Origin of the sequence: Enterococcus sp. AZ089, from assembly GCF_050547225.1 — a bacterium.
Classification (GTDB): domain Bacteria; phylum Bacillota; class Bacilli; order Lactobacillales; family Enterococcaceae; genus Enterococcus_D; species Enterococcus_D entomosocium.
The window spans coordinates 1,931,510-1,943,778 of the sequence record NZ_CP172954.1 but is presented as its reverse complement, the minus strand read 5'-3'; the positions used below and the strand labels follow the sequence as shown (position 1 = coordinate 1,943,778).

12 protein-coding genes are annotated in these 12,269 nt (G+C 41.8%); 11 read left to right on the top strand and 1 reads right to left on the bottom strand.

All coding sequences use genetic code 11. From position 1 onward, the window contains the following. Positions 1-47 precede the first annotated feature (47 nt). From murC to coaE, 6 genes are all read left to right on the top strand, one after another. A complete protein-coding gene (gene murC / locus IGJ01_RS09080; RefSeq protein ID WP_005235767.1) occupies positions 48-1,382 on the top strand; it encodes a UDP-N-acetylmuramate--L-alanine ligase in 1,335 nt (444 codons plus the stop codon). 141 nt (positions 1,383-1,523) lie between these two features. Continuing rightward, the gene (locus IGJ01_RS09075) at positions 1,524-1,997 is read left to right on the top strand and encodes a MaoC family dehydratase (RefSeq protein ID WP_005235769.1); all 474 of its coding nucleotides are present in this window, start codon (positions 1,524-1,526) and stop codon (positions 1,995-1,997) included. Next, a complete protein-coding gene (locus tag IGJ01_RS09070) occupies positions 1,990-2,682 on the top strand; it encodes a Bax inhibitor-1/YccA family protein (protein ID WP_005235771.1) in 693 nt (230 codons plus the stop codon). Before IGJ01_RS09075 ends, IGJ01_RS09070 begins: the two co-directional genes overlap by 8 nt. A gap of 125 nt (positions 2,683-2,807) precedes the next feature. After that, a complete protein-coding gene (gene polA / locus IGJ01_RS09065) occupies positions 2,808-5,453 on the top strand; it encodes a DNA polymerase I (RefSeq protein ID WP_005235779.1) in 2,646 nt (881 codons plus the stop codon). A gap of 15 nt (positions 5,454-5,468) precedes the next feature. Further along, complete coding sequence (mutM, locus tag IGJ01_RS09060) at positions 5,469-6,311, top strand: DNA-formamidopyrimidine glycosylase (protein WP_008380077.1); 843 nt, start codon at positions 5,469-5,471, stop codon at positions 6,309-6,311. Next, positions 6,308-6,901, top strand: coding sequence for a dephospho-CoA kinase (gene coaE, locus IGJ01_RS09055; RefSeq protein WP_430600974.1), 594 nt, complete (start codon positions 6,308-6,310; stop codon positions 6,899-6,901). Before mutM ends, coaE begins: the two co-directional genes overlap by 4 nt. 175 nt (positions 6,902-7,076) lie before the next feature. Here the strand turns inward: coaE and IGJ01_RS09050 are convergent, their stop codons facing one another. Beyond that, the gene (locus tag IGJ01_RS09050; RefSeq protein WP_016620074.1) at positions 7,077-7,856 is read right to left on the bottom strand and encodes an ABC transporter ATP-binding protein; all 780 of its coding nucleotides are present in this window, start codon (positions 7,854-7,856) and stop codon (positions 7,077-7,079) included. Between the two features lie 177 nt (positions 7,857-8,033). Here IGJ01_RS09050 and IGJ01_RS09045 point away from each other — a divergent pair, with 177 nt between their 5' ends. From IGJ01_RS09045 to dnaI, 5 genes are all read left to right on the top strand, one after another. Then, complete coding sequence (locus tag IGJ01_RS09045; RefSeq protein WP_008380072.1) at positions 8,034-8,363, top strand: hypothetical protein; 330 nt, start codon at positions 8,034-8,036, stop codon at positions 8,361-8,363. Between the two features lie 246 nt (positions 8,364-8,609). Continuing rightward, positions 8,610-9,251 (top strand): FusB/FusC family EF-G-binding protein, encoded by a 642-nt coding sequence (locus IGJ01_RS09040; RefSeq protein ID WP_301389205.1) that lies wholly within the window; start codon positions 8,610-8,612, stop codon positions 9,249-9,251. Between the two features lie 203 nt (positions 9,252-9,454). Continuing rightward, positions 9,455-9,925 carry a transcriptional regulator NrdR gene (gene nrdR / locus IGJ01_RS09035; protein ID WP_005226004.1) on the top strand — a complete coding sequence of 157 codons (471 nt, stop codon included), beginning with the start codon at positions 9,455-9,457 and terminating at the stop codon, positions 9,923-9,925. Positions 9,926-9,938: 13 nt separating this feature from the next. Then, the gene (locus tag IGJ01_RS09030) at positions 9,939-11,315 is read left to right on the top strand and encodes a replication initiation and membrane attachment family protein (protein ID WP_301389206.1); all 1,377 of its coding nucleotides are present in this window, start codon (positions 9,939-9,941) and stop codon (positions 11,313-11,315) included. Then, the gene (gene dnaI / locus IGJ01_RS09025) at positions 11,315-12,247 is read left to right on the top strand and encodes a primosomal protein DnaI (RefSeq protein WP_008380067.1); all 933 of its coding nucleotides are present in this window, start codon (positions 11,315-11,317) and stop codon (positions 12,245-12,247) included. Before IGJ01_RS09030 ends, dnaI begins: the two co-directional genes overlap by 1 nt. The last annotated feature ends 22 nt before the right edge of the window (positions 12,248-12,269 follow it).

The following is a 12,269-nucleotide window of genomic DNA, read 5'->3' as shown; positions in this document are numbered from 1 at the left end:
ACACGCGTTTTTTTACGACGCGGATTTGAGAAAAGAGGATTATAATAATGGAAAATCAAAACAAAATACATCATTTTGTTGGAATCAAAGGTTCCGGTATGAGTTCATTGGCTTTGATTCTGCACGAAAAAGGCTACCAAGTACAAGGCTCTGATGTGGAAGAATATTTCTTCACTCAACGTGATCTAGAAAAAGCAGCAATCAAATTGTTGCCTTTCGATAAAGCAAACATTCAACCAGAAATGGTCATTATCCAAGGGAATGCTTTCCCTGACACCCACGAAGAAATCATACGGGCCAAAGAACTTGGTTTAGAAGTCACTCGTTATCATGACTTTATTGGCCAATTCATTCAGCCCTATACGAGTATTGCTGTGACTGGTTCTCACGGAAAAACCAGTACGACAGGATTGCTTTCTCATGTTTTAAGCGGCATCCGGCCAACAAGTTTCTTGATTGGCGATGGTACCGGTCATGGAGAGCCCGATGCGGAATTCTTCTCGTTTGAAGCTTGTGAATACCGCCGTCATTTCTTAGCTTATTCACCGGACTATGCAATTATGACCAACATCGATTTTGATCATCCGGACTATTTCCACTCGATTGACGATGTCTTCTCAGCCTTTCAATCGATGGCAAGTCAAGTAAAAAAAGGCATTTTTGCTTTTGGTGATGACGAGTACCTGCGTAAACTTGAAGCAGATGTCCCGATCTACTATTACGGCGTCAACGATAACGACGATGTTCAAGCAAAAAACATTGAACGCACCACCCAAGGTTCAGAGTTCGACGTCTTTATCCATGGTGAAAACATTGGCCATTTTGTCTTGCCAGCGTTTGGTCAACACAACATCAACAACGCACTCAGTGTGATCGCTGTGGCTTACAAAGAAGGATTGGACATGAAAGAAGTTGCCGCTGAGATGCTCTCATTCCCTGGAGTGAAACGTCGCTTCAGCGAAAAAATCGTAGCGGATATGACGATCGTAGACGATTACGCCCATCATCCTGCAGAAATCAAAGCAACGATTGATGGCGCTCGTCAAAAATATCCGGATAAAGAGATTATTGCTGTCTTCCAACCTCATACCTTTACCCGTACGATCGCTTTAATGGATGAATTTGCGGAAGCGTTAGATCTTGCAGACCATGTGTATCTATGTGATATTTTTGGATCTGCTCGTGAATCCCGAGGGGATGTTAAAATTGAAGATCTGGGCAATAAAATTCAAAGAGGCGGAACTGTGATCAAAGAAGAGAACGTTTCTCCGCTACTAGATCATCAAAATGCTGTCGTGATTTTTATGGGAGCAGGCGATGTGCAAAAATTTGAAACAGCCTATGAAAAACTACTAAGCAATACAACTCGTAACGTATTGTAATCAAAGACTCTTGTGGCGTGTTTGCTGCAAGAGTTTTTTACATCTGAAGTTTTTGCAAAAGCAGCACCGCGAACTTGCACTTTTGTCGGCATCTGATAGAATATACTCAGATGAAACTATTCTTTTTGGAGGAATTAAATTTTGAATATAGGAAAACCGCGAAAAATAGGGAAAAGTATTGAAGATATCGAGGAAGGCGATTCGTTATCCTTAACAGAATCGATCGAAGACAATCAACTGTTGTTATATTTAGGACTTACTAATGATGCAAACCCTTTGTATATTCAACATGACTACACGCAAAATACTGAGTATCAGCGTCCCATCGTACCATCCATCATGTTGATGGGGATCATCACCAGTGCCGTATCGAAACATTTGCCTGGTCCTGGCTCTCATGTAGTCAATTTTTCGGTGAACTTTATTGAACCTGTATATCATTATGAAACATTGACCTTTGAATTCGAAGTGATCAAAGTGGATAAAATGAAAGACGTGGTAACTATTTCGGTTGAAGCGATCAACACAGAAGATCATCGTATTTTAGATGCTGTGGTCATGGTCCAGCCGCCAAAAGCAGTAGCAGTAAATGAGGAGGAACAACAAGATGAATAATTTAAACAATGAAACCGTCCAAGCCCAAGGCTTAAATCGCTTTTATTCAAAAGTGTATTTATTCTTCGGCGTTGGGCTTGCGATCAGTGCGATTTCAGCCTATATTTTTGGGGAAGTCTTCAAAGCGCAAACCCTGCAATTTATCGACAATTTTCCGCTAGGATTTACCGGTCTTTGGATCTTACAGATCATTCTAGTTATTGTATTAGGGGTGAAGGCGCAGAAAAATCCGTCCTTGACCGTTGCTGGCTTTTTAGTCTATTCGCTCTTGAATGGATTGACCTTGTCTGTGACATTGATGATCTATGACTTTGGATCGATCGTGGGAGCATTTGTTTCAGCAGCCGTCACTTTTGGTGTCATGTCAGCATTTGGGATCATGACCAAACGTGATCTAAGTGTGGTTGGTCGTATCGGCTATGGTCTGTTGATCGGGATCATCATCTCAACGCTCTTGAATGTATTTATTTTACGCAGTCAACCGGTTGACTTTTTCTTATCGATCGTGACCGTCTTTGTCTTTATGGGAATCACCGCTTATGACAATCAGCAAATCCGCAATGTATACTTCGCAACGAATGGTGGCGCAAATACAGGAGTGGCCGTTTTCATGGCATTACAACTGTATTTAGACTTCATCAACTTATTCCTAGCGTTATTGCGAATCTTTGGCAAAAACAACTAAAAAAAGTGCGAGGAAACTCGCCTTTTTTTTTGTATAAAATGAGAGAGAAAACAAAGCAATTCATCGCTTTTGTGCCCGTTCTTTGATAGAATAAAGAAGAACTTTTTGAGAAAAGGAGTAATCAAATGCCAAAAAATAAATTACTACTCGTTGATGGGAATAGTGTGGCTTTTCGCGCGTTTTTTGCGTTGCATAATTCATTAGAACGGTTTAAAAATGCCAATGGGCTGCACACAAATGCCATCTATGCGTTTCATACTATGTTTGAAAATGTGATGGCAAAAGAACAGCCAACACATGTTTTAGTGGCTTTTGATGCTGGAAAAACCACCTTCAGGACAGCGATGTATGAAGATTATAAAGGTGGACGTTCAAAAACCCCTGGGGAATTTAAAGAACAAATGCCTTACATTCGCGAATTGATCAACGCGTTAGGTGTTCAATACTACGAATTAGATAACTATGAAGCCGATGATATCATTGGCACATTGGCAAATAAAGTCGATAAAGAGCTATTTGATGTCGTCGTTTTATCTGGCGATCGCGATTTGACCCAGCTGGCAACGGAGCACGTGAAAGTTGACATTACGGTCAAAGGCGTTAGCGAAATTGAAAGTTATACGCCCGCTCATGTGGCTGAAAAATATGACGGCCTAACGCCCTTACAAATCATCGACATGAAAGGACTAGCTGGCGATGCTTCCGATAATATTCCCGGCGTCACCAAAATTGGTGAGAAGACAGCCATTAAGCTTTTAAAGGAATATGGCTCCGTTGAGGGAATCTATGAACACATCGATGAAATGAAAAAAAGCAAGATGAAAGAAAACTTGATCAATGACCGTGAGATCGCCTTTCTTTCAAAACAATTAGCAACCATCGATGTGGATGCGCCCATTGAGGTCGATGTCGACAAACTGAAATATGAAGGCAAAGATTTAGAGAAATTGGTGCCATTCTACCAAGAAATGAACTTTAATAGCTTCTTAGATAAGCTGCAGATTACAGCTGAACCAGTTGAGATGGAAGACATTTTGTTTTCGGTCGTTGAAGAAGTAACGGAAGATATGTTCCAGGGAGACACAGCATTGTATGTCGAGATGATGGGGGATAACTATCATTTGGAAGACATTGTCGGTGTTGCTTGGGGCAATCAAGAAAAAATTTATGTCAGCAATCGTGAAGAATTGTTTGAAAGTCCAGCCTTTACCGATTGGTTAAAAGACGAGAAACGTAAAAAATTCGTCTATGATGCCAAACGCACGTACGTGGCGTTAAACCGGTACACGACAGCACCAAAGGGAATCGCTTTTGATGTTTTATTGGCAGCTTATCTTTTAGACACGAATGATACGAATAATGACATCGCAGGTGTTGCCGCTCACTATGGCTATGATGCGATCCAATCGGATGAAGCGATTTATGGAAAAGGAGCGAAAAAAGGGCTGCCGGCGGATGAGGAAGACTTCTTTGCTCATTTAGCCCGTAAAGTAGCGGCGATTACAAACCTAACACCAAAACTTACGGAAGAATTGGCAGCGAAAAATCAAACAGCGCTCTTTGAAGAAATGGAACTGCCTTTATCAATGATTTTAGCTGAGATGGAGATTACCGGCATCAAAGTTGATGCGTCTCGCTTGCATCAGATGAAGGGCGAATTTGCACAACGGTTGCATGAAATTGAAGAAAAAATCTACGCCGAAGCTGGAGAAACCTTCAACTTAAACTCGCCGAAACAACTGGGTGTGATTTTATTTGAAAAAATGGGCTTACCAGTTATCAAAAAAACCAAAACTGGCTATTCGACCGCAGTCGATGTGTTAGAACAACTAAAAGAGCAAGCACCAATCGTTGAAGACATTTTGACTTATCGTCAAATCGCTAAGATCCAATCAACCTATGTAGAAGGCTTATTAAAAGTGATCCAAGGAGATGGCAAAGTCCATACGCGATATGTACAAACCTTGACCCAAACTGGTCGTTTAAGTTCTGTCGATCCAAACTTACAAAACATTCCGATTCGTTTAGAAGAAGGTCGAAAGATCCGCGAAGCCTTTGTGCCACGAGAAACTGATTGGGTTATCTATTCCTCGGACTACTCTCAAATCGAACTACGGGTGTTGGCACATATTTCAGATGATACCCATTTGAAAGAAGCCTTTATCGAAGGTCAGGATATCCACTCAAGTACAGCGATGCGAGTCTTTGGTATCGAAAAAGCAGAAGATGTGACACCAAATATGCGTCGTCAAGCCAAAGCGGTCAACTTCGGTATCGTTTATGGTATTTCTGATTATGGATTATCACAGAATCTAGGAATCACCAGAAAAGCCGCCCAACAATACATCGATACGTATTTTGAAAAATATCCTGGTGTGAAAACGTATATGGAGGATGTGGTTCGTGAGGCGAAGGACAAAGGGTACGTTGAAACCTTGTATCATCGCCGTCGTTACCTACCTGATATCAATTCGCGCAATTTCAATATTCGGACTTTTGCTGAAAGAACCGCCATCAATACACCGATTCAAGGCAGTGCGGCGGATATCTTAAAGATTGCCATGATCGATTTGGCGAAACGTTTGAAAGAAGAAAAATTAGCAGCAACGATGCTGCTGCAAGTACACGATGAACTAGTCTTTGAAGTACCTGAATCTGAATTGCCTCGTCTTGACGCTTTGGTGAAAGAAGTGATGGAGCAAGCCGTTGCATTGCATGTCCCTTTACTGACAGACAGCAATTGGGGCAAAACATGGTACGATGCAAAATAAATGAGGTGAACAGAGGTGCCGGAATTACCAGAAGTTGAAACGGTCCGCAAAGGACTTGAAAAACTTGTTTTAAATAAAACGATCGAATCGGTTGAGATCCTTTGGCCGCGAATCATCGAAAGTCCTGAAGTACCGATCTTTTCGACACTTTTGAAAGGGCAACGTTTTGAAAAATTTGAACGACGTGGAAAATTTTTGATTTTTAAATTGACAGATTATGATCTGATCTCTCATCTACGAATGGAAGGCAAGTACGAGTATTTTGAGTCAGACCCGATTGTCGATAAACATACACATGTCATTTTCCATTTTACAGATGGCAGTCAGTTAAATTACCATGATGTAAGAAAATTTGGTCGTATGACCTTAGTGGATAAAGACCAAAGCGCAGCCTATAAAGGGATCATGCAATTAGGTCCTGAACCTAAGCCTGAATTGTTTTTATTAGAAGCATTTGAACAAGGATTGAAGCGTTCGAAAAAAGCCATCAAACCGTTATTGCTTGACCAAAAGCTCGTTACTGGTTTGGGCAATATTTATGTAGATGAGGCGCTGTGGCAAGCAAAAATCCATCCAGAGCAACCAGCGGATTCATTAATGCCAACTGAAGTAGATGTGCTGCATGAAGCAATCATCGATGTCTTAGAGCGAGCTGTTGAAGCAGGCGGAACTACCATTCGAACCTATCTCAATGCACTAGGAGAAGCCGGGAAATTCCAAATGTCATTAAATGTCTATGGCCAGACAGGCAATCCTTGTGGCCGATGTGGCACACCAATCGTCAAGATCAAAGTTGCCCAACGGGGGACGCATTTTTGTCCTCAGTGTCAAAAACTGCATGTGAGGTCCAACAAATGAGTTTTGTTTTAGGCGTCACCGGGGGAATCGCCACTGGAAAAAGTACTGCAGTCGCGCATTTTCGATCACTGGGTTTACCGATTATTGATGCCGATATCATCGCAAGAGAAGTCGTTGAACCGAATACGGAGGGCTTGCAGGCGGTGACGCAAGCCTTTGGTCCGCAGATTTTGACCGATGATGGGCACCTAGATCGACAAACCCTCGGTGCTTTGATTTTTAACGATCCAGAAAAACGCCGCTTGCTGAATCAGACGTTATCTCCTTTTATTCGACAAGAGATTTTGTCTCAGATCGAAGAAAAAAAACAGGAAGTGCCATTGTTGATCGTTGACATTCCTTTGCTTTATGAAGCCGACTATGACCAATACATGGATCAAACCGCAGTCGTTTATGTGCCAGAAGCCATTCAAAAAGAGCGGTTGATGGCACGTAATCAGTTGAATGAGCAAGAAGCGCAACAACGAATCGACAGTCAGCTGTCAATTGAGAAAAAGAAACACCGGGCCGATATTGTCTTTGATAATCAAGGAACGATCGCCCAACTCAATCAGCAGATCGATGATTGGCTCGCATCTATAAATAAATAGGTAAGGCAGCAGGTTCCCTTTCACTAAAGGGAACCTGCTATTTTATCTTTCAATAGCAAACCTAGCCCTATCATTTCCAAAAAACAACTGGCGCTGAAACATGTCGGAAACTGTTTGGTTTGGAAAGTAAGACGATCGTTTATGAATGGTTAAATATCAAAGTACCAGCCCTGATTTATTTTGGGGTCACGATCACGCGATTGCTGGAAAAGGGGTGAAGAACGATCGGCTGATCATAAAAAGAGGTGAGAACCTCCTCAGTAAAAATCGTCTCTCGTTGACCAGCGGCGTGGACTTTGCCGTTTTTTAACATCAGCAAATGAGTGAAAATCGGTAGTAGCTCTTCTGTATGATGGGTAACGTAAAGAAGAGTCGGCGTATTCGGCAGTTGTGAAAAAGCCTCCAGACGGGTTAGCAGTTCTTCTCGCGCAAATAGATCAAGGCCCGTACAAGGTTCGTCCAAAATCAGGATCTCTGGTTGTGCCATCATGGCCCGTGCGATCATGACAAATTGTTTTTCCCCTTGAGAAAGGACGTGATAGGAACGATTGATCAAATGCGACAAACCTAAGTCAGTCAAAAGCGCTTTTGCTTGGATCAGCTGCTCTTCTTCATAGGACTCATAAAGACCAATACTGGAATAAAGCCCCGAAAGAACGATCTCTTCGGCAAGATCGCGACCATAAAACTTGCTTTGCAGCGCTGAACTGACCCAACCAATGCGCCGTTGAAGATCGGGCACAGACGTTTTTCCGTAACGCTCACCTAAGACCGTTCGTTGACCAGAAGAAGGCCATAAACTTCCCGTGATCATTTGGAGTAATAAACTTTTGCCAGCACCATTCAGACCTAAAATCACCCAATGCTCATTTTTTTTCACTTGCCAATTGATCGCTTTTAATAAATAGTTCTTGTCGCGAACGAATGAAACCTGTTGGAAATCGAGGATTGTCATCTATTGTCGAACCTTAAACAGGTTCTTCACCTCCAGTTGTAAGAATATTCAGAAAATAATCGCTCATATTATAGCATAAAGAAAAACATTTTGCTGACTGTTTGGTATCGCATTCATATCTTTTGTCAGAATTCAGAATGCTTGTTATGATGAAACTATACAGGAGGGATGATAACTATGGGTACTTTTAAAGACGAAAAAGATGTGATCGTTGGCAAGGCTAAAGAAAAAATCGGTGAGTGGACCAATAATGAAGAACTTGCCCATTCTGGGAAAGAACAAGCACACGAAGGTCAGATCAAGAAAGAGCACGATCAAAAAAGAGTCAATGAATTAGAAGATCAAAATGACGAGCGCGATGCCCGCAATGATCGAACTACCCCAGAAAATGTCAGCAGTGAAGAATTGTTGCGAGCTGAAAATCCTGATGCCAATAAAATTTCTTCTGCCGATCGTCGAGATGCAGACCAGCTGAAGCATTATACTGGAATTGAAGATAAATTATAACTGAACACGGATGCCTTCGTCTTCTAGACGAGGCATTTTTTTGTTAACCAGAGTGGATGAAGAGTCAAGAGACTACTGCTCAGTTGACAATTGCTCAACATCTCATTATAATCCATTAAGATCGCATAGAGAGAAGCAAAGAAATTGGGAGGTGGTCATCAAATGCTTATTTATGCATTGTGTACGACTGTCAAGAAAGTAGAACAGCCGCAATAGGAAACGGAAAATTAGAAAGAAGGCTTTTTTATGATCGAACCTTACCAATTTCATTCAATTAAACATCAAGTATACCAATTAGTTCGAACCTATCAATCGGTGAATGATCCTCGAACGATCAAAACGGTTGAAACGATGACCAAAGACGCCATAGAACATTTTTTTCCTGAAGAAGAAACAGCACCACGTGAAATTTTAACTGCTTTCTTTCAACAGGGGATGACGATCAGTCGCAGCAATGAGCTGTTAACAGAACTCAAAGAGTACGTCCGACCCTTTCAGGTGCCGACAACAAAACAAATTGAAAAAATGTTTCGGAAAGTAAAAAAACTGAAAATACCTGATTTTGCTTCCGTTGATTTAAAAGAGACCACTTATCTTGCTTGGGATGATATCGGTAGTCAAAGCAAGTTTATGATCATAGCCACTGAGCAGGGATTTACAGGACTTCACGGTCATGTGTCAACCGAGGTCAAAAAAGGGATCTGTCCCTTGTGCCAGCATGAAGGAAATGTGTCGATGTTTCTTTCTTTGACCAAGAGCAACGGCGATGGAACATATACGAAACGCGGGAATTATATTTGCCGTGATAGCCAAAGGTGCAATCAGCAGTTGGAACAGCCAGCAAATTTGCATGATTTTGTTTCTTTGCTGCAAATGAAAGATAAATAACGAAATGAAACGGCAGAAATCTTTCTGCCGTTTTTTCTCATTGAAAAAAACAACAGTTATAGCATTATTTAAATTTTGTATTAAATGAACAGAATAAACCACTTTGGCTATTGTACCAATGGATTTCATGTTATAATTAATCATAGAAACCGATGACTTTACGTGAAAACGTAAGCGCATAAGAGAGAAAATGAGGTGGAACTATGCAATGTCCAAAATGTCATCATAACAATTCGAGGGTAGTTGATAGTCGACAAGCCGATGATGGACGTGTGATTCGCCGTCGTCGTGAGTGCGAAAATTGCGGCTATCGCTTTACAACATTTGAACGTATTGAAGAGGCACCGTTGCTTGTGATCAAGAAAAATGGTGCCCGTGAAGAATTCAACCGAGAAAAAATTTTACGGGGCTTGATTCGTTCTGCTGAAAAACGACCAGTGACAATGGATCAGATGGAAACAATCGTCGATCATGTGGAAAGTCGTGTCCGTGCTCTTGGTGAAAATGAAATATCTACGACACAAATTGGTGAGTATGTGATGGAAGATCTAGTTGATTTAGACGAGATCGCTTATATCCGTTTTGCCAGTGTATACCGCCAGTTTAAAGACATGTCAGTTTTCTTAAAAGAACTACAAGACATCGTCGAAAAAGCGAAAGAACCACAAGAATAGAGGGGGACAACAAGTGGGCAATAGTTTACCGAATCAATCGTACAAAGTGTTCAAAAGCCGTCCACTTACAACGGAAGGGAAAGACGCCCTCATTTATTTGTATCAACCAATTATTGAAAGTGATGCTTTAGCGTTGTATTTGACACTAGCAAGCGATGTCCAAGCCCAAAGCATTTCTGGCGAGGAGTCGATGACGACCGTGCATCTAGATATCTTGAATGCCATGAATGTCGGAATGCCTCGCTTCATAAAAGCCAAGCAAAACCTAGAAGGTATCGGCTTGCTGAAATCATATGAAAAAGCAGATTTGCAAAACGGATCCTCCTATCTGTATTGGTTGCAAGAACCGGTCCATCCAGCAGCGTTTTTTCAAGATGAATTGTATGCCTATCTGTTGTTGGAAAGAGTCGGAGAGCGTAAATTTAATCAGCTGGTCAAGCTGTATCAGCCAAAGCAGTGTTCCTTGACCGATTATCAGGAAGTGACTCAATCCTTCTCAGCCGCCTATGGGTTAAATACCGCACGTTTTGCTTCCCATGAAGAAACGTTACAGGCAGTCAGTGATTCTTTTCAAGAAACCAATGCGAACTTGGTGCTTGACGAAAAGCAGTTGGATTGGGACTTTCTTTTATATGAAGCGCAGCGTCGGTATATCCGTGCCGCTAATTTCACGCCAAGTTTTCGACAAAAGTTAGTTCTATATTATTCCTTATATGGCTATGATGTGTTGGAATTGTTGGATTTGATGGCGGACAATGTTTCTTTGACAACAGGCGAGGTCGACCAGAAAAAGCTGGAACAAGCCATCATGAAGAAATCACGACAAACATTCACGAAAACATCAAAAAGAGAAGATCCCCAAGCGGAAAGTCAGTTGCGCCGCTTCAATACCTTAAAACAGAATGGTTTTTCAGAAAATGATGTATTATTGATTCAAGAAAGTGAGAACAATGCACCGATCGCTTTTCTAAAGGCGATCAAAGCGGAGAAAAACAGTTTCATGACGGATTCAGAACAATGGCTGATCAAGAGCCTTGTCGAACGGTCACCATTGCCTAATAGTGTGATCAATGTTCTGGTTCATTATGTCTTGGTGGTCCAAAACAATGCCGCTTTGTCAGGGAATTATGTGAACAATATCGCCGCCCAATGGTCAGAATTAAAAATCGGCACGGCAGAAGATGCCATCAAACATGTTCGGAGCCTTGTTCGAAGTGCCAAGGAAAAACGCAGCCGACCACAAACTAGTGGCAAAAAAATCATTCGCGAAGAAAAGCTGCCTTCTTGGGCTGAAAAACCAGTGGAAGAGACAGCCTTAACACCAGAGCGACAAGCAGAATTAGATAAAAAACTGCAAAACTACTTGCATAAGAAAGCTGGTGACAAGTAATGGAAGATGTAGGGAAAAACTTAGGAAAACTATTGGATAAACGCAATTACCGTGATCAGTTTTCAGCAATGATGGCAGAGGTTTTACAAGATCCTGATGTCAAAGCGTTTATTGCCGAAAATGAAGAGGTATTGACCGAAGCAGATATTCAAAAAAGCTATGCGAAACTGTATGAGTTCGTCCAAGAAAAGCGGAAATTCCGCATCAATGATCCATCCATGATCGCACCGGGCTATGAGCCGCGCTTAGCATTAAATTTTCATTTTATTGACGTCACCTATGTACCAACGAAAGAACTACTGGCATATCAAAAACAAGAAGAAATTCGCAGTCGCATCAAAGCGATGGATATGCCTAAAGATATTCAAGAAGCGAGCTTTGCAGATTATCAGCAAACGCCTGGACGCATGGAGGCTATCGCAGCCGCCGTTGATTTTATTAGTGAGTTGACAGCGAATCCGCAAGAATTTCATAAAGGACTTTACTTTGTGGGAAGTTTTGGGATCGGAAAAACCTATCTGCTTGGCGCGATCGCCAGAGATTTAGCGGAGGCAGGCTACACGACGACATTGGTTCACTTCCCGACATTTGCAGTAGAGATGAAGCAAGCAATCGGCAAAGATCAGGTGGGGGATAAGCTGAACGCAGTGAAAAAAGCCCCAATCTTAATGATGGACGATATCGGTGCTGATGCGATGAGCAGCTGGATTCGCGACGAAGTCTTCGGTGTCATATTGCAATACCGCATGCAAGAACAACTGCCGACCTTCTTTACTTCGAATTTTACTATGCATGAGTTGGAACAGCATCTTTCGGTGACGCAACGAGGTGAATCCGAACCATTAAAAGCCAAGCGCATTATGGAACGTATCCGTTATTTGACACAAGAAATTCAAATGACTGGTAAAAACCGACGAAATGATGGCCAATAACTGACTATTACTGGAGGAAGAA

What these genes read in the sequence shown, in the direction of transcription:
- murC (WP_005235767.1), top strand. Translation starts at nt 48, where the DNA reads ATGGAAAATCAAAACAAAATACATCATTTTGTTGGAATCAAAGGTTCC.
- coaE (WP_430600974.1), top strand. Translation starts at nt 6,308, where the DNA reads ATGAGTTTTGTTTTAGGCGTCACCGGGGGAATCGCCACTGGAAAAAGT.
- IGJ01_RS09070 (WP_005235771.1), top strand. Translation starts at nt 1,990, where the DNA reads ATGAATAATTTAAACAATGAAACCGTCCAAGCCCAAGGCTTAAATCGC.
- nrdR (WP_005226004.1), top strand. Translation starts at nt 9,455, where the DNA reads ATGCAATGTCCAAAATGTCATCATAACAATTCGAGGGTAGTTGATAGT.
- IGJ01_RS09040 (WP_301389205.1), top strand. Translation starts at nt 8,610, where the DNA reads ATGATCGAACCTTACCAATTTCATTCAATTAAACATCAAGTATACCAA.
- IGJ01_RS09045 (WP_008380072.1), top strand. Translation starts at nt 8,034, where the DNA reads ATGGGTACTTTTAAAGACGAAAAAGATGTGATCGTTGGCAAGGCTAAA.
- dnaI (WP_008380067.1), top strand. Translation starts at nt 11,315, where the DNA reads ATGGAAGATGTAGGGAAAAACTTAGGAAAACTATTGGATAAACGCAAT.
- IGJ01_RS09050 (WP_016620074.1), bottom strand. Translation starts at nt 7,856, where the DNA reads ATGACAATCCTCGATTTCCAACAGGTTTCATTCGTTCGCGACAAGAAC.
- polA (WP_005235779.1), top strand. Translation starts at nt 2,808, where the DNA reads ATGCCAAAAAATAAATTACTACTCGTTGATGGGAATAGTGTGGCTTTT.